Below are 20,623 nucleotides of genomic sequence, written 5' to 3'. Positions count from 1 at the left end.
TTTTCATCGTGGGAGGACATATGTCTTTATCCAAACGGGAAATGCCGGATGCCTTCATCATTTTGATGTTGATGATGCTGCTGGCATGGGGCCTGACCTTTATCGTGCCCGCAGGCCAGTTTATGGGAGTGGCAGAGCAGGGGATCCGGCTTGAAAACTTCAGTTTTCATAGAGGGCAGAACCTTGGCAGTGCGCTTTTCAGCGCAAATGGGGCGCCAGGGCTGCTCAATTCGGCATTTGACGGGCTCACCTCTGGAGGGCGTGACAGCTCTGCGGTTGGGGTGGTGGCCTTTATTCTGATTGTCGGCGGTGCCTTTGGGGTGCTGCTGGCAAGTGGCGCCGTGCATCAGGCGCTGACACTGCTGATAGAACACCTAAAAGAGCGGGAAGCCCTGTTGTTGCCTGTGCTGTTTGTGGTGTTTTCTTTAAGCGGCGCCGTGTATGGCATGAGCGAGGAAGCCATCGCCTTTTGCCTGTTGCTGATGCCACTTTTCAATGCGCTGGGTTACCATCCTGCCGTGGTGGTGCTGGTAACCTACGTCGCCACCCAGGTTGGTTTTGCCACCTCCTGGATGAACCCTTTCAGTGTGGCCATTGCCCAGGGCATTGCCGGGCTGCCTTTGATGTCGGGGGCGTGGCTTCGGGCCCTGTGCTGGGGGGTATTTACCCTCTGCGCCCTGGTGTACACGCTGCGCTTTGCCAGGCGAACCCGCCGCCAAGGGGCACAGCTGTCCGATGAGGCGCCGCCGGGTTTACCCATGATGGCCCGGCAGTCTACCCCTGAGCGGCTTGGCAAGGTGAATGCCGGCATTCTGTTGATTTTGCTGCTAACCCTGGTGTGGGTGATTTGGGGTGTGGTGGCGGGGGGCTACTATATTGCCCAGATTGCCAGCCAGTTCTTTGCCATGGCAATGGCGATTGGAATGGTGTTGTGGCTCAGTGGGCAGATGACCCTGAATCAGGTGTCCGGAGCCTTCCAGCGGGGGGCTGCCGAGCTGCTTCCCGCCGCGCTGATAGTGGGTTTCGCCAAAGGGCTGGTGATATTGCTTGGCGGCGATAACCCGTCGGCGCCGTCGGTGCTCAACACCCTGTTGTACGGTGCCGGTGGCAGCATAGGTGATTTGCCTGACTGGCTCTCGGCGCAAATGATGCTGGTATTTCAATCGGCATTTAACGTGTTTGTGTCGTCTGGCTCCGGCCAGGCAGCTCTGACCATGCCATTGATGTCGCCGCTGGCAGAGCTTGCCGGGCTCAGCAGGCAGCTGGCCGTGCTGTGCTTTCAGCTTGGCGATGGACTGACCAACTTGATTATTCCAACTTCCGCGTCCCTTATGGGCTGTCTGGGTGTAGTCAAAATCTCCTTTGGTCAATGGCTTAAATTGATTTGGCGATTGCAGCTCTTGCTGATGACCCTGGCGAGTGCTGCCGTGGGAATTGCCGTCTATACAGGATATAGCTGATGTTGACTTTGATTAGAAACGCCAACCTTTTCACGCCTGCGCCGGTTGGCATTCGGGATGTGCTGTTCAGTAACGGTGGCATTATCGCCATCGCTTCACCCGGCAGCCTGAGTGTAAGCTCCTTGCCTTGCGATGAGCTTGATGCCAATGGCCGGGCACTCATCCCAGGCTTGGTTGACCCCCTGGTGCACATCAGTGGTGGCGGCGGTGAAGGCGGTTTTCATACCCGCACCCCTGAAATGCAACTGACGGAGGCCACCCTTGCCGGTGTTACAACTGTGGTGGGCGCCCTGGGGACGGATGCCGTCAGTCGCTGTTTGGAGGACTTGCTTGCCAAGGCACAAGCTCTGAGCAATGAAGGCCTAACGACCTATATCTACACAGGCTCCTATGAGTATCCGGTCAAGACGCTCACAGGGGATATCACCCGGGATATGATGCTTATCGACAAGGTGATTGGTGTAGGTGAAATCGCCATTGCCGATCACCGTGGCTCGCAGCTTTCTGCCCCAGAGCTTGCTCGGGTCGCCAGTCAGGCGAGGGTGGGCGGCATGTTAAGCGGTAAGGGGGGCGTGGTATTTGTGCATGTGGGGGATGGCAAAGGCGGGCTGGATATCCTGTCAGACGTTGCCAGCACCACCGATATTCCGCTGTCGCAATTCTATCCCACCCACATCAACCGCTCACAGGCATTGCTCGAGCAGGGCGTAGCGTTTGCCCTGGCCGGTGGCGTGATTGATTTCACAGCCTCTGAAAACAGCGCCACCTTAAACAGTGACGAAATCAGTGCGATAGATGCGGTAAAGCATGCTCTGGCGGCTGGCGTGCCAGTATCACACATCACTTTAAGCTCCGACGGTAATGCCAGTTTGCCGGTATTCGATGCCGATGGGCGTTTAACCGGGCTCGAAGTGGGTCGGGTCGGCAGCCTGGCACAGGTGTTTCGTGGCCTGATTGGTGAGGGCATTGCCATGGACGATGCCATCGCCATGACCTCCACCAATGCTGCGCGGATCCTGGGACTTGCAACCAAAGGGGCTATTTCGGAGGGGAAAGACGCTGATCTCGTGCTGCTGAATGACCAGCTGAAACCAGATTTTGTCTGGTGCCGGGGGAAAACCATGGTCGCAAACGGTCAGCCACTGGTTCGGGGAACCTTTGAGATCGCTTGAGTGACGGGGTGCGGATTGTGCACAGACGGAGGGAGCGCTGGCCGCTCCCTCATATTTGCGTTAACCCCTCGGTTCGCGGTCTTTATGGGCAGAATATTAGGCAATAAAAAGACGTCTGAAGACGTCTTTTTATTTTAGGTTTGGGGGGCGGCGGGACTTGAATTTGAGTCATAATTCATTGTTATTTAATTTTTATATGTGATTCAGTTTTTGTGTGGAATACCATTTTGGATACTGTAAAAAATGGTGTTTATTTATATTTTTATATCAAAAACTTGCAAAACTTTCAGTGTTGTTGGTTAAGTTCCCGATTTGTCAGTAAAACAGGCGTCTTGCTTTTTCTATTAAAGTTGGTTTTGTTGGTGAAATTACTGCTGTAAATAATGTTAATTATGGTCTAAGTATCATTTTTTAATGATGCGTGCAAAACATGATGTTTTCAAGTTTTTGCATGATCACAATGACCACCTCTAGGCTTGGGAAGAGACCGAAACTGCGAGCGGTTGAAAAATGCCTAATTCACTAGTCACTATTCAGATCAGATTTTCCCCACTCAAAAAACTTTGGATAAAAATTATTCTAAACAGTTGATCTGTACATTTGTGGTGTGTAGTATTGCTGTATCGATGTGGTGGGGACTGACACTATGGAACAACAATACGGCATTAATGAGTTGGCTGGGGTAACCGGGATCCCGGTTCGAACCATCCGCTTTTATCTGCAAAAAGGGTTACTGACAGCTCCCCATGGCGCTGGTCGCGGTGCTTGGTATGACAATCATCATCTGGAGCAGTTGATCAAACTGCAAATGTGGCAAGCTGCCGGGTTGTCGCTGGAGCGTATTGGCGAGTTGCTGAAACAGGAAGCTGAGCCAATGTTGCCGCTACTCAATCCCAAGCCAGGTGAGCTGAGAGTATGCAGTCACTTACAGTTGGCCCCAGGGCTGAGCTTGGTGATCGACCCCATTGCGGCTGGACTTGACAGCGATAAGTTGCGGACGCTGGCAGCAGCCATGATGTCCACCTTTGACACGGTGCTCAACAAGGAAGGGGATAAGTAATGACTAACTATCAACGCGATTATTTGGATGAAGATGACATGCGTTTGGGCTTTTCCGGTGACATAGTGCTGGTGGACAGTCGGGTGGATGCCCGTCTTAATGGCGTCGTGGCAGAGGTGAGTATCAACCACGAGTTCATTAACCATGAACCCACTGACATCGAGGCGGTATACACCTTTGCTCTGCCGCTGGATGCCACCTTGCTCAGCTTGTCGATGCAGCTTGGAGAGCAGCAATATCACGCTGAAGTCATGCCAAAAGCGGCAGGCGAAACGCGCTATGAGGAGGCCGTGACCGATGGTGACAGTGCTGTGCTGCTGACCGAAGTGCAGCCAGGTCTGTTCAGCATGAGCGTTGGCAATCTGCAACCTAATGACAGGATCACTGTGACCATCAGCTATGCTGAGGTGCTACGCTGGAACGCCCGCAAGCTTAAATTTTATTTCCCGACCACCATAGCTCAGCGCTATGGGGAGACATCCCAGGCTGGACTGGCACCCCACCAGCCAATTGAGCATGGGCTGGACACGGGGTTAATTCTGGGATTTTCGTTGCACGTGTACGGTGAACTGGCTAAGGCTTTGGTGCAGTCCCCGAGCCATCGATTTACTAGTCGTATTATCGAAGATGGTGCTTTGCTGGTGGCCGGCGACAATATCAGACCCGACCGGGACATCATCATTACACTCGAGGCTCCACTGGATTATCTTGGCGAGGTGCTGCTGGAGCACAGTCAATTCGGTGAGCAGTATTCAGCCCTGCTGTTGGCACCTGAGGTGGCCGGGCGCAAGCCTGCTGGCTGCTATCAGTTTGTGGTGGATTGCTCCGGCTCTATGATGGGAGATTCCATTTACCAGGCCCGTAAAGCCATACAGGCCATCGCAACGCTGTTGCAGCCTGGGGATTACTTCAACCTGGTTCGCTATGGCAGCAGATCTGAAAGTTTGTTTGAAACGCCAATGGCAGTTAATGAGGCGTCCTTATCTGATTTAGCACAGTGTTTGCACCATTTGGATGCGAACATGGGCGGTACCGAGACCAAATCAGCATTGGCGCTGGCCAGAAGCACCGGTCGCCATCCCGAGCTGCCTACAGATATCCTGCTTATCACTGATGGTGAGGTGTGGGATGCAGAAGGCATAGTAGCGGATTCTGCGGCGGCTGATGTGAGGGTGTTTACCGTTGGTGTGGGCTCTGCGGTTAATCAACCCCTGCTCGAGCGACTTTCCCGGGGAACCGGCGGTGCGGCGACATTTGTCTCGCCCAATGAATCCATGGCCGATGCGATTGTGGCGCACTTTAGCCGTTGCCGTGGTGTACCTTTGGAAAATCTGACAGTGGCGTGGCCGAAGCGAGCAGAGGTTCAAACAGAAGCATGCCGTTATTATGCAGGGGATAGTGTCGCGCTTTATGCTCAGGCCGAAGCTGGACTGTCGCTATCAATTTCTGCCGAAGAAAGCGCTGTCCATGCACTTAACGTGAGCTTTAAGGCGGGTGACGAACAGCGGCAAATAATGCTGCCGGTGCGAGCATATCAAGGAATGATGGATGGGACCTTAGCTCGTATTGCGGCCAAGGTTCGACTTGAGCAGCAAGAGGAGCCGCTATCGTTGGCATTGCAATATCACCTTCTTTGCCGTTACACCAGTTGTGTGCTGGTGGCCGAGCGTGAAGTGAAAGCCCAGGGGCTGCCTGAACTACGCAATGTGAAGCAGATGCTACCAGCAGGTGAACATGGCTTTGGTTCGGTGGTCTGTTCTGTGGGTCTCCCTGCTTTTGAGGTTGTAGGCAGATATGATTCGCAGATCTGTTATTCACAAATGGATGATTCAATCGTTGAGCCAATGCCTTTGAGACTTTCTTTTTTCGAAGATATGGATTGCCTATCGATCTTGCCAGAGATGGCATTGATTAACTTGGCTGCGGTGGACGATGTTGTTAATAGATTAAATGAAGCGATTGCGGATGATGATTTTGACTTGAGTCTGGAAAGCTTTGAATTTTTGGCAATTAGCATCAACGAAGACTTGTTGGCGTTGTTGGATGACGGCCTGGATGAAGAGCAATGGACGATGGCACTGCTGATGTTGATACTTGAGCAAGTCTCTGAACCCAGAGCGGCGAGAGTATTGCGCCGCTGGGTACGAGAACAGCAAATGCAGGTGCACTTGTCTGAGAATGTGCTCGAACTGCTGCGAAAGGCTTCGCCCTGGAAAGTCGCTACTGTCAGCGGGTAATGCAGTCTGTTGCAACAATGCCAATGAAGTGAACCACTGTGAAGGGGTTCACTTTGCTCACTCACATTAGGGAAAGGCATATGCTATCTGTCATCAAGCCAGCTGAGCGAGACCTTGCACCGCTTGTTAAAGAGGCGCTGAAGGGGACCGATGAAGCGGGTTCAGTGATCCGTTATTTGGCCGACGTCCTTAAACTATCGTGGCCGTGATGGAGCGTTGCCGCGACCACCGCCAGACTTACCACCAGTAGTGCTGGGCCAGTTTCCGCCTGGCCCAGGATGACTGGATGGGCCGCGTGCGCCGCCCTGTGAAGAACCTTGAGATGGTGCTGATGATTGTGACTTTGCCATGATGTTTTCCTTGTTTTGAACGCTCGGGATTGAGCGCTGTCGATCAAAACAGAAATGGCTAAGATGCGCAGCAAGGCGAGTGGCGGGAAAATCCTGGATTTTACAAGATTTTGTTTTTAAAAGGTGTATTGGTGTGGTGAATGTTGGGGGGATGTGTTTAGAACAGTACGACAGGCGGCAAACGGTTACCTTGCCGCCTGATTGCACATTCACTTATTCAACTCATTGTAAGCAGTATTAATTAACTCTTCGACGATTTCATTTCGTGGTCTATTTTGACTATTTGAAAGAAAGTCCAATTTATCTTTTATTGATTTATCCATGACGATATTGAAAGGCTTTTTGCGATTATCAAGCCCTCTGAACTTTGCTTGACTCCATGCTTTTTTAATTTTTATTTTGAAAAGCTCTTTATCACTAGTGCTATCACCATAAAACAGAAAGAATATAAATGCTTTTATCCTATATATTTTTTGATTTAGGTTTAACCATTGCTCGATATTAAAACTATACTTCTGTTTTAGATATGATTCGGTCCAATATATTTTTTCGGCATCTCTATTATTCAGCCAATTTGACAGTAAGTCTTCAGATAGATAAGTGTGATAAATACTTCTAATGTTATTTAATAGTGCCAACTTACTTTCTACTGGACAAATTGTAGAGTCTAAGAATGAAATTATTCTGTCAGCATAGTCGCGATCTTTTACTTGAAAATTATAATCCCCTGCTTGACTGAATAAATTAACGAAATCATAGTTTGATATGGGAGTAATTTTAGGTTTCAATATCGGAAAGTGAGTTTTTTCATAATCGAACAAAATAAAATAAAAGAAGAATAACTCTTCGCTTTTAATTTCTTTTATCCATGACACTCTTGATTCAGGAATGATATTTTTATTTATAAAATCTTTAAGTTCTTGAATTTTATTTCCAATTAAAAGCTGACCCATATCCATCATGTTGTCAGCTAGTGCGTTGTTAAAAAGTATCGAACATAGTTTTTCCTGTGACGCAACCACATCACTATAGTCAACAGAATTTCCAAGATATCTAATGCAAGCATTTGATTCTCTCAGTGAGAGTTTCTTGCAAAATTCATCAATTGTCTTTCTTGTGTGATCTTTGTTTGCAATCATTGAATTTCTACTTAGTGGTGATTGATGTAGTGATATTAGTCTAATTTTGTGGTGTATTACAAGCGGTATTGTACGTTGGGCCAGGTTGTTTGTGAGCTCAGGTTTGGCGGACTATGGCTATGGCTATGGCTATGGCTATGGCTATGGCTATGGCTATGGCTATGGATGCGGTACTTTTGATGTGCTTTCTGTTATTGGCATTCTCAATCCGATCTTATGTCTGGTTCTTTCAGTTTTTAATTTATTTCAGTTGGATAATAAGGTTTGTTACTGGTTAACTTCAAAATGATTTGTTTGTTTATTTTTAATTTAATATCGGGCTAGACGCTTTGGTTGGTGCTATTTTAATATTTTTGGTCTTCGGTATGGTAATATTATGCTATTGTATTGAGTTTACTTTGCTGTTTATTTTTACATGGATGAACTCTTGTATGTAACAATTTTTGGAGTTTGTCATGAGAGTTGCTAATAATAAGGTTTATAATGCCGTTTACCAGTCGCGGATTAATTGTGTGATTGACCGGAGTTTGATGTTGTCATCTAGATTGGCAGTATTTCGGTTTGACTTGAGATTTCCACAAATTTATACCGTGAATGATCATCCATACATGAGACGCTTCTTCGATTCATTGAAGTATCGACTTCAGCGATATATGGATAAAAAGAGGGCGGATGGAGGCTATTATCATAAACTGACATTTGGGTACATTTGGGTCAGAGAGAAAGATGAAGCATGGAATTATCATTATCATCTGGCATTAGTTGTCAGTAAGGATGTTTTTTATGGGTGGGGAGTATTCGATTTAAATTTTTGCAATCTAAGTTCGATGGTAATAGAGTCTTGGGCTTCAGCTTTAGGTTTGAATGAAATAGAGGTTGATGGTTGCGCACACTTTGTTAGAAATGTGTTTTACCTAAATATAAACTCGCCTGAATACTTTCTTCAGCGACAGTCAGTCGACAGTGCGCTTAATTATCTTGCAAAAAATAAAACTAAGATCCTTGATGATGAATGTCGGAATTTTGGTTGTAGCCAGAAGGTTCATGTGTTTTAAGTTACGGGGGAGAGGTCTTCTCCCCTTGATTTAGCTCGTTAGTAGCGCAGCCACCACCAGATATCCCTGCCGATCTCAGCAACGGTTTTGATGGCATGCCCGGTGACTTTTGCTGGCGTCACGATAGTAGCTTTGGCTAGCGTTTTGGCACTGCCTGTAAGCAATGCCTTTGCCGCTTCGCCAAATTCGGCTTGCTGCAGATGGTGGACGGTGTCATCGAGAGTATCTCGGCCACCGTTGATGAGGGTTTCAATCGGTTTGGCGACCATATCACCTGGATAGCCAATCAAGGTACTGACCTTCTTCGGTGCGCCCAGATAGTCGGCTGCCAGTTTGGCGCTGGTGGATACCAGGGCGGTGGTGGCAAGTGGCCCACCAGCTACCCGTTTGCCGACTTCACCTGCCAGGCCGCTGCGGGCAATGCCCTGGGCGACAAGGTGGGTGAGGTTACTGACTTGATCGGATGAGTAGGGTTTATCCAGGCACCAGTTTACGAAGTGCTCGCAGTTGTTGTGAAACAGCTGGTAATTGTGCTGCCCAAGTTTACTCTTGGCTCGGCTGATAGCTCGTTCGCTGTCTTCGGCGGTATCAATGCAGCGGGCTTCTTGTTCTCCTGCAAAGCTTATCAGTGATATTTCCGTGATAGAGCCATCCTTGCTAAGGTGAATAAGTGTTTCATGGCCAATATAGAGGCCATGATGTTCGGTTAAGCCGGGGATATCAATGTTGGTGACCAGATGATCACCGGGGAAAAACGCAGGCATAAAAGCTCCTTGGTCCGGCGACAAATGCCAGACAGTGTTTGGGTTGCTCGGTGCGAGTTGAGTGAGTTAGTGGGGAAATGGGGAGGTATCAGTGGTACTGCTGGTGGTCGAACTCAGTTGCTGCGGTGGTAATAGGTTGGTAGTGGAGACTAGAGTGGCCGCTATACACGACAGAGCTGCGGGGAGTAACCGCTGAACTCAGATGTACTAGCTCAGATCTCCAGTTGCAGGAAATCCTGATCGACCTGCTGTTGGCTGATCCCTATGTACCTTAAGGTCACGGCTTCGGATTGATGGCGCAACATGCGCATCACCCGGCCCAAGTCCTTGCACTGCTGATACAACCAATAGCCCCGGGTCTTACGCATTGAGTGGGTACCGAGATCGAGCTTAAGTTCTTCACCCACCAGCATAAATGCCTTGGTCACGGCGCGGCGCGTCAGTGGCCTGGGTGGCCGGTTAGCCGCTCCCTGACTGCGGTACGACTGAAACAGGTACACATGCAGCGGATGTGCTGCCCGAATGGCGGCGATCCGCTCGCGGGTTTTGGCGTTGAGAACTATCCTGGCTTGTTTACCGGTTTTACACTCCTGGATCCGCAGGGTATCACCTTCGATGTCGCTGAAGCGGATAGCCAGCAAGTCGCTTATCCGCAGCGCCAGGTTGAGACCTATTTCCCACACATCACGCATCTGCTCACCACACTGGCGCTCCAGCAGGTAGCTGATAAGCTTGATGGTGTCATGATCTTTAATGGCATCGACTTCCTTCATGGTTCACTCCTTAGGCCCCTATGGGCTCAGGTTCCTAAAAAATGCTATTTCATCATTGTGAGCACCTGCCTTTGTGAAACCCGCATGGGACGGGCCTTGGCAGGTACCCACAATACTTTTTTGAGCACCTGAGCTAACGCCCGGTGCCCACTCAGCAAACGGCCTTGATTTCATGCTGTGTGAACTGGCGTAGCCAAATCTCAGTACCGCCAGAGTTCAATGCAGCAAAGCTCAATGCAGCTTGAGTTCAACCTTGAACACTTCGTTCTGGACGTAGCCGATGAAGTTCTGCAGATAGGTTTGCAGCAGCTCATTGGCCTGGGTGAGATGACAACTGCCGATAAAGCTGTGGTAGAGCCGGTCATCGCTGAAGCAAAAGTCGATTTCTTTCTCCAGCTCCGGAAACGGTCCGCCTGACCAGGCAAAGTCGGTGAGGTAACACAGCTGCCAGTCTTTGCCCTCTCGCTCAAGACCAATCTCGACCGGATGAAAGCCGCCATTCTCGGCGCTGTAATCCGGATCCCGGAAATGCAAGGTCAGCATGTCGGTTTCACTGTCTTCGATATCTTCAATACGCTGATTCAGGTAACTGCCCAGCAGCTGATAGAAGCTAGTTGGCAGGGTGAGATGGGGGTAGGGAATGATGGTCATAAAAACTCCTTGGCCCGATGGGCGATGGTTTAGGGTTGGGGTAGCTGGGTGTGGGATAACTGTGAGTGAGGTAGTTGGGGTTGCTGTTAATAGGGTTAGCGGGTTGCTTCAGGTATGGCAGCGCCAGTCGGGTGACTCGTTACTGCCGTGGTTGTAGTAAACGCCGTTGATGATCCGCTGCCACTCGCCCTCAGGCTGGCCGTAGTCATTGCATGTGCAACTCTGGCGCACAAAAGTGATTTCTTTAGGTAGATGCCCCACCAGATCGCGCTCGGATACCCACAGCACGGTCTTACGCAGACTGCAGAGCGGCCTGACCTCGGGTGCGCCTGTGATATGCCCCTCATCGTCAAACGGGCGGAAAAACACCGGTAGCGTGAGCTGGATGGCTAACAGGTTCAGCAGCTGCGGCGAGGCGCTGCAAGCCTCAGCTACCGCAGCCTGAGAAAAACTGTCGGTAAACTCAATCATGATGACTCCTTAATGGAATTGGCTCTGACTGGGAGCTCATGTCCGTAGATGTGTGTCGATAACTTTTAGATGTGTGGTTGCCGCGCTCTGGTCCCGCTTGGGGTACCAGAGCGGGCAGGGGTTATGCGCTAGGCACTTGGAACACTCTTACCAGCTGGAACATGGCAGTGAAGAAACCCACAATAGGTGATGAGCGAGAGCTTGCTGGTGGACGGCAACCGCAGCCGTTACAGCCAGCCGCGTTCTGCAAACGAGATACAGTCTTGGCCGATGACGATGTGGTCCAGTACTGGTACATCAATCGTCTGCAGTGCGGCCACCAGCCGCTCAGTGATCTTGCGGTCGGCCTGCGAGGGTTCCGGTGAGCCCGAGGGGTGGTTATGGGCAAATATCACCGCTGCGGCATTAGTCTCCAGCACCGCCTTAACCACTTCGCGGGGGTAGACACTGGCGCAATCGATGGTGCCGAAAAACAGCTCCCGAAACGCAATCAGCTGGTGCTGGCTATCGAGCAGCATCACAGCAAACACTTCGCGCTCATGCTGGTTGAGCTTGAAAGACAAAAATTCCTTGGTGCTTTGCGGATTGCTAAAGGTGCCTTCGCGGACAAAGCGCTCTGCGACTATGTTGGCCGCCGTTTCGAGGATCTGCTTGGCGGTCAGTGACCAGCAGTCCTTAGGCGTTGATAAGGATTTGTGCATAGGGCCTCCATGGATTTGGCAAGACGTTGGGTATATGCACAGGGGGGATATATATCTGAAAAACTTTCGAAACCTAGGCCGAAGGTGGACGAATAGGGGAGGAGGGATACTGGAAGGCAGGAAGTGGAACAGTGCCTGGCATCGGGCAGTTAAAAATTACTGCCACCGCATATGTGATGACTCAATAATCGGAGCTCATCATGAGACTTATCAAATTGAAAGAAGTACTTAACCTTACCGCCCTGTCCCGTGCCAGTGTTTACCGTCTGATGAACGACGGCAAATTCCCGGTCTCGGTATCCCTGGGGGAACGCTCTGTCGGCTGGGTTGAAGAGGAAGTTCTGAACTGGATTGAAGAGCGAATCGCGGCCAGAGATGATGACCTAAACACATCTAAAGCGGCGGCATAGATGGCTTTTAAGGCCAACTGAAAGGGGCGTTGCCGACGTTATCTATTAGTCAAACTTGAATGACGAATCCCTTTCATCTACTCGATACATTCGCCTCTCGCTTCACTCACAAACCATGTTGGCAGACCAGATAGTCTGCCAACATGGGGCACGGAGTCTGAACCGGAGCAAAGCATGAAACTCATCCTATTGAAGCAAGTCACTGAACGTACCGGTCTAGGCGGCTCATCCATCAACAACTGCATGGCAGCTGGCTACTTTCCCAGGCCAGTGAAGCTTGGCCCGAGGCTGGTTGCTTGGGGTGAGGAAGAGATTGATGAATGGATAGCAGATAAAATCAGCAAACAAGATACGAATCGCGACTAGTTAATCACGCCATTATTTGGGTCGATATGGCTGAAGGAAAGCTGGATTCTGTGGCCTGCCGCACTGGATACGGTTCGCTGAGTCTGGCACAATCATCCAACAGTATTAAGGATGATTAAGTCACTGGCACCAATCAATAAATCAGTTACTGATTGCTTGAATGTCAATGACGAGCAGTTTTTACAACACTACCTTAATCTAAGAATTAACAAGAGGCACAGGGATGGTCGAAACAATTCCAAGCTACGAAGAGATGATGCCAGCCGTGCTGAAGGTGCTTGCTGACGGTCAACTCAAGTCATTACGCCAAATTACAGCAGAAGCTGCAGCGGTATATGGTATCAGTGATGAGCAACTGGCGCTGACGCTTCCAAGTGGCAAACAAACCTACGTCTATAACCGGGTTGGATGGGCCAAGGAATATTTGGTAAAAGCGATGCTTCTTGAGCAGCCAAGCCGTGGCGTTTGTCGCATAACAGAGCGAGGGCTGGTGGCGTTGCATTCTGGCCACAAGGTAAATAACCAATACTTAAGTCAGTTTGATGAGTTTGTTCAGTACAAACAGATGTCAAACCAGACTACATCGCAATCATTAAAAGCCAAACCTCCTGAAACCGTAGACGACTCGACTCTTACACCTTCTGAGCAAATATCAAAAGCCTTTGCTGCCCTGAACTCTGCACTTGCCGATGAACTGCTGGAGCAAATCCACAGTCTTTCGCCCAAGTTCTTTGAGCAACTGGTCGTCGACTTAATGCTGGCCATGGGCTATGGCGGCAGCCAAAAGGATGCAGGGCAGGCGACTCAGTACAGTAACGATGGCGGTATTGATGGCATCCTCAAGGAAGATAAGCTCGGGCTTGATTCCATCTACCTGCAAGCCAAACGCTACCGTGATAACACGATTGGCAGGCCAGACATTCAAGCCTTCGCTGGCGCGCTGGATATGCACCGCGCCCGCAAAGGGGTATTTATTACTACCTCCAGTTTCAGCAAAGATGCCCGAGAATTCGTCTCCATGATTGAAAAGCGCATCGTGCTCATCGATGGGCGCGAACTCGCGGCGCTGATGATAGAGCATAATGTCGGCGTATCGACCCGCGAGCTATATGCCGTAAAGGCTATAGATTCGGATTATTTTGCAGAAGAGTAGTGGAGCCATGTTAAGGGTTGTTCTTATTTCCTTGTAAGTCTCCACTTTAAAATTTAAGCCCAAAGCAACGCTCAACAAATACTGGAATAACAAAGGCGAGGTTTCAATGGAACTGATAGATAACATTAATCGGCTACTTGGTGATGACCTACGGCAGACCCTTAAACCAGGTGCTAGGCTGAAAATCGCCGCTTCTTGTTTCTCTATGTATGCGTTCGAAGCGTTGAAAGCTGAACTGGAAAAGATTGACGAGCTTCAATTTATCTTTACCTCGCCAACGTTTACCGCCAATGAGGTGACCGATAAGATCCGTAAGGAGCGCAGAGAGTTTCACATTCCAAAAGCTGACCGGGAGCGAAGCCTATATGGGAGCGAGTTCGAGATTCAGCTTCGCAATAAACTCACTCAGCGAGCGATTGCCAAAGAATGTGCGGACTGGATGAGGCGTAAGGCAAAGTTCAGGTCCAATCGCAGTAAGGCCCCGATGCAGCAGTTTGCCAGTGTTCAAACCAGCGACGAAGTGACGGCTTACATGCCATTGCATGGATTTACCGCCGTAGATCTTGGCTATCAGCCAGGCAATGCAGTCTCCAACTTCGTCAACAAAATGGATGAGCCAACGTTTACAGCTACCTACCTCAATCTGTTTAATCAGATATGGCAGGACCCAGAGAAACTAGAAGACGTGACCTCACAGATATGTGAACACATAGAGTCCGTATATCAGGAAAACTCGCCAGAGAGCATCTACTTTCTGATGCTGTACAACATCTTCAATGAATTTTTAGATGATATTAACGAAGATGTGTTACCAAATGATCGAACAGGTTACCAAGAAACGCTAATTTGGAAGAAACTATTTAACTATCAGAGAGATGCGGCAACTGGCATCATTAACAAGCTTGAGACCTACAGTGGCTGCATTCTGGCCGATAGCGTAGGCTTGGGCAAAACGTTTACTGCCTTGGCCGTCGTCAAATATTACGAATTGCGCAACAAGTCTGTGCTGGTGTTATGCCCAAAGAAGCTTGCAGACAACTGGCTGAATTACAACCGTAACCTCAAGACGAATATCTTTGCGCGTGACCGTTTCAACTATGATGTGCTTTGCCATACCGACTTAAGCCGCACCAGCGGAGAGTCCTTTGGCACACCATTGAACCGTATCAACTGGGGTAACTATGACCTAGTGGTGATAGATGAATCGCATAACTTTCGTAATAACGACGCCTATAAAGATAAAGAAACCCGTTATCAAAAGCTGATGAACAAGGTCATTAAGGAGGGCGTAAAAACCAAAGTGCTGATGCTTTCAGCCACACCGGTGAATAACCGTTTCAATGATCTTCGTAACCAGTTGGCGTTGGCCTACGAGGGGGAGTCCGAGAATCTCACTAAGCGGCTGCGAACTGAAAAGACCGTTGAGGAGATTTTTCGTGGCGCTCAAGCGAGTTTTAATGCTTGGGTAAAACTGCCACCTGAAGAGCGTACCGCTCGGGCGATTCTTGACTCGTTGGATTTTGATTTCTTTGAGTTGCTCGATAGCGTCACGATTGCGCGCTCACGAAAGCACATCCAAACTTTTTACGATACCAAGGATATAGGCCAATTCCCTGAGCGTCGTAAACCTTTATCATTTCACTGCCAGCTCACAAATCGAACCGATGTGATGAGCTTTAATGAGATTTTTGGGCAATTATCCTTGCTCAAGCTCGCGGTATATGCGCCGATTAGCTACATCCTCCCAAGTCGACTCAGAAAATATGAAGAGATGTACGACACTCAGGTTGGTGGGGGTAAAGGTAAGCTCAGGCAAGCGGACCGCGAAAGAAGTCTACAGGCTTTAATGACCACAAACCTGCTGAAGCGCTTGGAAAGTTCCATCGAGTCCTTCAGGTTAACGCTCCAATCCCTGCGTTCAAACCATGTGAATACTTTGGATAAGATCAGTGCATTCAATCAGAACCGTGGTATTGCTGGCAATGGCTACAGCGTGGGAGATTTGACTGAGCAGCTGGAAAATCTGGACGCCGACGATGACGATCTCCCGTTGATTGGTGATAACGAGATTGGCGGGAAGATTAAAATCAGCCTTGCAGACATGGACTTACCGTCGTGGGAGCATGAGCTGAAAGTTGACTTGGAAATCATCGATGCACTGTTGACATCGATGAACAAAATTACACCAGCCGATGATGCAAAGCTACAACACCTGAAGGCCTTGGTGTTAAGTAAAATCAATGCGCCGATGAATCCCGGCAATAAGAAGATATTGATCTTCACTGCGTTTGCAGACACCGCTGATTATCTGTATGCCAACTTGGCTCCCGAGTTATTGGCAAGCCAGGCTTTGCACAGCGCTAAAGTAACAGGTAAAGGAGCGCCGCAATCAACGCTAAAGAACAGCCATTTAAAGAAAAGTTATGATTTTCAGGAATTACTGACGCTATTTTCACCACGCTCAAAGGAAAAGGCCGTTGTACTGCCTAACGAACCAGCAGAAATCGACCTGCTTATTGGTACCGACTGTATTTCCGAAGGTCAAAACCTTCAGGATTGTGACTACCTGATTAACTATGACATCCACTGGAACCCTGTTCGCATTATTCAGCGGTTCGGGCGCGTTGATCGTATTGGTTCGCTGAATACCAGTATTCAATTGGTTAACTACTGGCCGGATATCACGCTTGACGAGTATATCAACTTGAAAGAACGGGTTGAGAGCCGGATGATGATCGCTGACGTTACGGCAACGGGTGATGATAACGTGCTCTCGGCGCAGGCAAATGATGTTACTTACCGTAAAGAACAACTGAGGCGCCTTCAGGAAGAGGTTATTGAGCTCGAAGATCTCAAAACTGGCGTGTCAATAACTGACCTTGGACTCAACGACTTCAGGATGGATTTGCTCAACTATGTAAAAGCACACGGTGAACCCAGGCACATACCTAACGGGATGCATGCTGTCGTTTCAGCAAACCCCGCATTAGGCCTTGAGCCTGGGGTTATTTTTACCCTGCGAAATCGCAATCCTGACGTGAATGTGAACCAACATAACAGATTGCATCCTTATTATCTTGTCTACATTGCGCGCAACGGTAAGGTAATTAGCGATCATACAGAAGTAAAGCGTCTGCTTGACTTGGTCCGCAGTGGCTGCAAGGGGCAGGCACTGCCCGTTGCTATTGCCTGTCAGTCCTTCAACAAAGAAACCAATGATGGCAGAGACATGCAGCGTTACTCGGAACTTCTGGGTATGACAATCCGCTCGATGATCGAAGTAAAAGCAGAAAAAGACCTCGATAGCCTTTTCAGCTCAGGTAAAACCTCAGCGCTGACTAACACTATCGCAGGATTGGATGACTTTGAGCTTATTACCTTTTTGGTTATTCAGGAGACTGAATGAGTCATGCTCTGGCGGCAGTTGCCAAGACTGCCTTGATTAGCTATCCCAAAAAGGCTGAATTTGGGCGTGTGGTGCCAAAAAACAAGATTTATGAGCACAGCAGCGCAAATACCAAGCAAAAAGAGCTGTTTATTGAACAGGTTGAGCAGATAGTCTGGCAATACAAGCTTGCGCCGGAAACCATCAACCTGCCGGCCAAACCTGATGTGCCGGAACTGCAAATATTTAGTATTCAGCTTAAAACGCCAGAGCTGCATTGGGATGTACTGCGCTGCATTGATGGCGCAATACCGTATCCGATTATCTTTGAACTGAGTTTTGCTGGCAGAACACAAGTGGTTGCGGCGTACAAACGCCCACATCATGCAGATGCTAATCGCTGGGTTGTGACGGATTACTTCGCCACAGCCTGGTTGCCAAGCGATAGTGTCAGAGCTTCCATGCCAACAGTATTAAATTTGGCAGTACTTTACGAGCAGATCCTGATGCGACTGTTCCCGGTTTCAGCACGAACGCATGAAACCCTGGCTGAGCTGATTGAGCGGATTGCTCTTGTAAAGTCAAAGCAGCGTGAGATTGAAAAGATTGCCGGTAAGCTTGCCAAAGAAAGGCAATTCAACCGCAGGGTGGAGATGAATGCCGTACTGCGGCAGCTGACAAATGAGCTTGAACAATTGACTGACAGGAAGGATGTATGACGCTGGATCTAAAAGATGCGCCAAGGCAACATATCGAATTTGTAGCGGAGGAAGTGTTAGGACAGTTTGAACGCATTTCTGAGACGGCTAAGAACAAATTACAAGCCGCGCACATGCTTGGTTCCGAGTCGTTGGCAAGTGTCAATACATTGATGGCAAGCGAAGCTCTCCAATCTTTAGGAAAGATTAGCCAAGCAAATCGCGATAGTTACTACACGCTGTCCAAAGAACCGGCCATTGCTCGTGTTGTTGTTGGCGATAAAGAAGGGAATGAGCGAACCTTCTATATATGCCGAACGACAGCGTTATCGGGCATTCCAAATATGGTCAGCTATCGAGCTCCTTTAGGCCGTTTAGCGTCTCTGGATATTGGAAGTACGATTACGATTCCGGATGGCTCTGTTTTTGAGGTCCTTGCTCGCTCCACACTGAGTCCGAACATCACGCCAGAAGGCTGGGACGCACGAAACACAGTTGTGGAGGCTGAAGATTTTGGGCCTTTTACGGTTGAATCGCTAAGAGCGCTTTTAACTAAGGTCGTTGGAGAAGAGGTCACCGAAGACATTCTGAGTCAGTTGCTGGCTGAGGAGGGGGCGACAACGAATATAGTAGAAGGCCTCCGTCGTAGCGTTATCACTAAGATGGGGCTTAGGGATCAGCCCATCCTCGACCAATATCAGGACGAAATTTTTCGTCTTCCATTAGACCAGCGCTTGCTGATTTTAGGCCCACCAGGTACGGGTAAAACCACGACCCTGATCCGCCGTCTGGGCCAAAAGCTGGATGCTGCCTTTCTGGATGAGTCAGAACAACACTTAATAGAAACTATCGTCTCCAAGCAAGGGAAGGCTCATACCCACAGCTGGCTTATGTTTACCCCAACGGAGTTGCTCAAGCAGTACCTCAAAGAAGCGTTTGCACGGGAAGGTGTTGCCGCTCCCGATCAAAACATCAAAACATGGCGTGACTATCAAAGAGAGCTGGCCCGAGGCACATTTAGTGTTCTTCGTACCTCTTCCGGTAGCGGTTTTATTCTTCGAGACAGTTTGAATAATCTGCTGCAATCAGCAATAGAACAACCTATTCAATGGTTTAATGAGTTCAACACCTGGCAGCTTAATACCTTCGTTCAGGAGTTGCGAGATGCTGCGGATCTGCTGACCGGCACTCAAATCCCCAACGTCAATCAACTGGGCTCGCGTCTTCAAGGCATTGTGTCAAAGGAGGCTGAAGGTTCAATGGCCTCCATATTCAGCTTACTGGTACAAGAGATCCCGAAAATACAAGCTATTGTAAGTAGTCTGAAAGAGGCCTCGGATAAGAAGATAAGAGCCTCTTTGAATCTCCAGTTAAACCGTGACAACAACTTTAAGTCGAGCTTTGGTGTCTTTGTTGATAGTTTGCAACAGCAAGCAAACACTGCTGAGTTTGATGAAGACCTGGATGAAGATGAAGAGGAGCTCTTAGCGCAAAAAACTCCGGTAGAAAAAATGATCGCCGCATACAACGCTGCGGTCAGTGCTCATGCCAAGGCTACAGCTTCAAAACGTGCACTAAGTAAAAACTCGCGTAATGGCAAGATAATTGAGTGGCTGGGGGAGCGGGGCCTAACGCAGGCTGATAGTGCTGAAGTCGGTGCAAGCCTTCTGATACAGACCAGTGCGCGTCGTTTCATTAACCCGGTAAAACGTTACCTCGACGGGATGCCCAAACGATATCGTGCTTTCAGGCGTGAAAGCCAACCAGCAAATCGTTGGTATCAGGAAGGCAGTTTTGATGCACGTGATATCCATCCTTTGGAGCTCGACATCGTCTTACTTGCAAGCCTGCGGTCTGCATGGGAATTGTTGAGTCGCCCTAATGTGCTGCGTGACATAGATGCCCCAGCATGGTCATCACTGAAGCCTGTATTAGGGCATTACTGCAACCAAATTCTGGTGGATGAAGCAACGGATTTCTCACCTGTTCAGCTAGCCTGTATGGCCGCACTGGCTCACCCTCAGCTGCGTTCATTCTTTGCCTGTGGCGACTTTAACCAACGTCTCACCACGTGGGGGGCACGCTCAGTTAACGAATTAAAATGGCTTTACCCTGACATTGACATCAAAGAAGTCTCCATTACCTACCGCCAAAGTCAGCAATTGAACGAATTGGCTCATGCCATGATCCGGGTGATGGGCGGTAACGAGCAACACGCCAGTTTACCGGCCCATATGGATAACACCGGGGTTGCCCCAGCGCTGCTGGAAGACGCCGCGACGACAGACAGTGTCGTTAATTGGCTTGCGGATCGTATCCGTGAAATTGAGCAGTTTGTTGGCGAGCTACCGTCAACCGCAATATTCGTTAACAGCGAGAGTGAGGTATCACCTGTCGCTGCAGCGCTGGACCGGGTATTGGCCGAACACAACATTCAGGTGGTTGCCTGTCATGAGGGCCAGGCAGTAGGGCAGGAGAGCAGTGTGCGGGTATTCGATATCCAACACATCAAAGGGCTGGAGTTTGAAGCGGTGTTTTTTATCGGCATTGATCAGCTTTCTGCACAACAACCAGCCTTGTTTGATAAATACCTGTATGTCGGGACGACCCGTGCGGCTACTTATCTGGGCGTAACCTGCCAGACATGCTTGCCAGCAAGCATCGAAAGTCTTCGGACGCATTTCTGCCAACGCTGGCAGCAAGCCGATTGAACATAGCTAAGTTAATTTACACAGATAGTCTGCCATGCAAAGTAAAAGCTGCGTGGTACTTAAAGGA

At 49.2% G+C, this 20,623-nt stretch carries 18 protein-coding genes; 12 read left to right on the top strand and 6 right to left on the bottom strand.

Annotated features, from left to right (window positions below):
• Nucleotides 1–20 precede the first annotated feature (20 nt).
• The 4 genes from yfcC (at nucleotide 21) to JQC75_RS12410 (ending at nucleotide 5,929) form a co-directional block, all read left to right on the top strand.
• On the top strand, nucleotides 21–1,460 hold the full coding sequence (yfcC, locus tag JQC75_RS12425) for a putative basic amino acid antiporter YfcC (RefSeq protein WP_203324395.1): 1,440 nt from the start codon (nucleotides 21–23) through the stop codon (nucleotides 1,458–1,460).
• Nucleotides 1,460–2,632: a beta-aspartyl-peptidase gene (gene iadA / locus JQC75_RS12420; RefSeq protein WP_203324394.1), complete on the top strand. Its 1,173-nt coding sequence runs from the start codon at nucleotides 1,460–1,462 to the stop codon at nucleotides 2,630–2,632. The genes yfcC and iadA overlap by 1 nt, the downstream gene beginning before the upstream one ends.
• 646 nt (nucleotides 2,633–3,278) lie before the next feature.
• Complete coding sequence (locus JQC75_RS12415) at nucleotides 3,279–3,692, top strand: MerR family transcriptional regulator (protein ID WP_203324393.1); 414 nt, start codon at nucleotides 3,279–3,281, stop codon at nucleotides 3,690–3,692.
• Nucleotides 3,693–3,757: 65 nt separating this feature from the next.
• Nucleotides 3,758–5,929: a VIT and vWA domain-containing protein gene (locus JQC75_RS12410; RefSeq protein ID WP_203324392.1), complete on the top strand. Its 2,172-nt coding sequence runs from the start codon at nucleotides 3,758–3,760 to the stop codon at nucleotides 5,927–5,929.
• A gap of 559 nt (nucleotides 5,930–6,488) precedes the next feature.
• On the opposite strand, the gene JQC75_RS12405 is transcribed toward JQC75_RS12410, so the two are convergent.
• Complete coding sequence (locus JQC75_RS12405; RefSeq protein ID WP_203324391.1) at nucleotides 6,489–7,418, bottom strand: hypothetical protein; 930 nt, start codon at nucleotides 7,416–7,418, stop codon at nucleotides 6,489–6,491.
• Nucleotides 7,419–7,509: 91 nt separating this feature from the next.
• On the opposite strand from JQC75_RS12405, the gene JQC75_RS12400 reads away from it, so the two are divergent.
• The gene (locus tag JQC75_RS12400; RefSeq protein WP_203324390.1) at nucleotides 7,510–7,707 is read left to right on the top strand and encodes a hypothetical protein; all 198 of its coding nucleotides are present in this window, start codon (nucleotides 7,510–7,512) and stop codon (nucleotides 7,705–7,707) included.
• Between the two features lie 166 nt (nucleotides 7,708–7,873).
• Nucleotides 7,874–8,473: an inovirus Gp2 family protein gene (locus tag JQC75_RS12395; RefSeq protein ID WP_203324389.1), complete on the top strand. Its 600-nt coding sequence runs from the start codon at nucleotides 7,874–7,876 to the stop codon at nucleotides 8,471–8,473.
• Between the two features lie 38 nt (nucleotides 8,474–8,511).
• On the opposite strand, the gene JQC75_RS12390 is transcribed toward JQC75_RS12395, so the two are convergent.
• From JQC75_RS12390 to radC, 5 genes are all read right to left on the bottom strand, one after another.
• Nucleotides 8,512–9,237, bottom strand: coding sequence for a lecithin retinol acyltransferase family protein (locus JQC75_RS12390; RefSeq protein ID WP_203324388.1), 726 nt, complete (start codon nucleotides 9,235–9,237; stop codon nucleotides 8,512–8,514).
• A gap of 212 nt (nucleotides 9,238–9,449) precedes the next feature.
• A complete protein-coding gene (locus JQC75_RS12385; RefSeq protein ID WP_203324387.1) occupies nucleotides 9,450–10,010 on the bottom strand; it encodes a tyrosine-type recombinase/integrase in 561 nt (186 codons plus the stop codon).
• Nucleotides 10,011–10,241: 231 nt separating this feature from the next.
• On the bottom strand, nucleotides 10,242–10,661 hold the full coding sequence (locus tag JQC75_RS12380; protein ID WP_203324386.1) for a DUF2787 family protein: 420 nt from the start codon (nucleotides 10,659–10,661) through the stop codon (nucleotides 10,242–10,244).
• Nucleotides 10,662–10,769: 108 nt separating this feature from the next.
• A complete protein-coding gene (locus JQC75_RS12375) occupies nucleotides 10,770–11,132 on the bottom strand; it encodes a hypothetical protein (protein ID WP_203324385.1) in 363 nt (120 codons plus the stop codon).
• A gap of 227 nt (nucleotides 11,133–11,359) precedes the next feature.
• A complete protein-coding gene (gene radC / locus JQC75_RS12370; RefSeq protein WP_203324384.1) occupies nucleotides 11,360–11,833 on the bottom strand; it encodes a RadC family protein in 474 nt (157 codons plus the stop codon).
• A gap of 200 nt (nucleotides 11,834–12,033) precedes the next feature.
• Here radC and JQC75_RS12365 point away from each other — a divergent pair, with 200 nt between their 5' ends.
• The 6 genes from JQC75_RS12365 (at nucleotide 12,034) to JQC75_RS12340 (ending at nucleotide 20,556) form a co-directional block, all read left to right on the top strand.
• Complete coding sequence (locus JQC75_RS12365; RefSeq protein WP_203324383.1) at nucleotides 12,034–12,243, top strand: helix-turn-helix transcriptional regulator; 210 nt, start codon at nucleotides 12,034–12,036, stop codon at nucleotides 12,241–12,243.
• 174 nt (nucleotides 12,244–12,417) lie between these two features.
• Nucleotides 12,418–12,609, top strand: coding sequence for an AlpA family phage regulatory protein (locus JQC75_RS12360; RefSeq protein ID WP_203324382.1), 192 nt, complete (start codon nucleotides 12,418–12,420; stop codon nucleotides 12,607–12,609).
• Nucleotides 12,610–12,832: 223 nt separating this feature from the next.
• Entirely contained in the window at nucleotides 12,833–13,762 is a 930-nt protein-coding gene (locus tag JQC75_RS12355) for a restriction endonuclease (protein WP_203324381.1), read from the top strand.
• A gap of 106 nt (nucleotides 13,763–13,868) precedes the next feature.
• Nucleotides 13,869–17,168, top strand: a complete 3,300-nt coding sequence (locus JQC75_RS12350) for a helicase-related protein (RefSeq protein ID WP_203324380.1) — start codon at nucleotides 13,869–13,871, stop codon at nucleotides 17,166–17,168.
• Nucleotides 17,165–17,866, top strand: coding sequence for a DUF4391 domain-containing protein (locus JQC75_RS12345; protein ID WP_203324379.1), 702 nt, complete (start codon nucleotides 17,165–17,167; stop codon nucleotides 17,864–17,866). The genes JQC75_RS12350 and JQC75_RS12345 overlap by 4 nt, the downstream gene beginning before the upstream one ends.
• Nucleotides 17,863–20,556, top strand: coding sequence for an ATP-binding domain-containing protein (locus tag JQC75_RS12340; protein ID WP_203324378.1), 2,694 nt, complete (start codon nucleotides 17,863–17,865; stop codon nucleotides 20,554–20,556). Before JQC75_RS12345 ends, JQC75_RS12340 begins: the two co-directional genes overlap by 4 nt.
• The last annotated feature ends 67 nt before the right edge of the window (nucleotides 20,557–20,623 follow it).

Source organism: Shewanella litorisediminis, assembly GCF_016834455.1.
GTDB classification, from domain to species: domain Bacteria; phylum Pseudomonadota; class Gammaproteobacteria; order Enterobacterales; family Shewanellaceae; genus Shewanella; species Shewanella litorisediminis.
Note: the sequence above shows the minus strand (reverse complement) of the source record. Positions and strands in the feature narration are given on the sequence as shown.

Bases quoted from the DNA above. Each gene is read 5' to 3' on its own strand.
- yfcC (WP_203324395.1), top strand. From the start codon at position 21: ATGTCTTTATCCAAACGGGAAATGCCGGATGCCTTCATCATTTTGATG.
- iadA (WP_203324394.1), top strand. From the start codon at position 1,460: ATGTTGACTTTGATTAGAAACGCCAACCTTTTCACGCCTGCGCCGGTT.
- JQC75_RS12415 (WP_203324393.1), top strand. From the start codon at position 3,279: ATGGAACAACAATACGGCATTAATGAGTTGGCTGGGGTAACCGGGATC.
- JQC75_RS12405 (WP_203324391.1), bottom strand. From the start codon at position 7,418: ATGATTGCAAACAAAGATCACACAAGAAAGACAATTGATGAATTTTGC.
- JQC75_RS12395 (WP_203324389.1), top strand. From the start codon at position 7,874: ATGAGAGTTGCTAATAATAAGGTTTATAATGCCGTTTACCAGTCGCGG.
- JQC75_RS12390 (WP_203324388.1), bottom strand. From the start codon at position 9,237: ATGCCTGCGTTTTTCCCCGGTGATCATCTGGTCACCAACATTGATATC.
- JQC75_RS12385 (WP_203324387.1), bottom strand. From the start codon at position 10,010: ATGAAGGAAGTCGATGCCATTAAAGATCATGACACCATCAAGCTTATC.
- JQC75_RS12380 (WP_203324386.1), bottom strand. From the start codon at position 10,661: ATGACCATCATTCCCTACCCCCATCTCACCCTGCCAACTAGCTTCTAT.
- JQC75_RS12375 (WP_203324385.1), bottom strand. From the start codon at position 11,132: ATGATTGAGTTTACCGACAGTTTTTCTCAGGCTGCGGTAGCTGAGGCT.
- radC (WP_203324384.1), bottom strand. From the start codon at position 11,833: ATGCACAAATCCTTATCAACGCCTAAGGACTGCTGGTCACTGACCGCC.
- JQC75_RS12365 (WP_203324383.1), top strand. From the start codon at position 12,034: ATGAGACTTATCAAATTGAAAGAAGTACTTAACCTTACCGCCCTGTCC.
- JQC75_RS12360 (WP_203324382.1), top strand. From the start codon at position 12,418: ATGAAACTCATCCTATTGAAGCAAGTCACTGAACGTACCGGTCTAGGC.
- JQC75_RS12355 (WP_203324381.1), top strand. From the start codon at position 12,833: ATGGTCGAAACAATTCCAAGCTACGAAGAGATGATGCCAGCCGTGCTG.
- JQC75_RS12350 (WP_203324380.1), top strand. From the start codon at position 13,869: ATGGAACTGATAGATAACATTAATCGGCTACTTGGTGATGACCTACGG.
- JQC75_RS12345 (WP_203324379.1), top strand. From the start codon at position 17,165: ATGAGTCATGCTCTGGCGGCAGTTGCCAAGACTGCCTTGATTAGCTAT.
- JQC75_RS12340 (WP_203324378.1), top strand. From the start codon at position 17,863: ATGACGCTGGATCTAAAAGATGCGCCAAGGCAACATATCGAATTTGTA.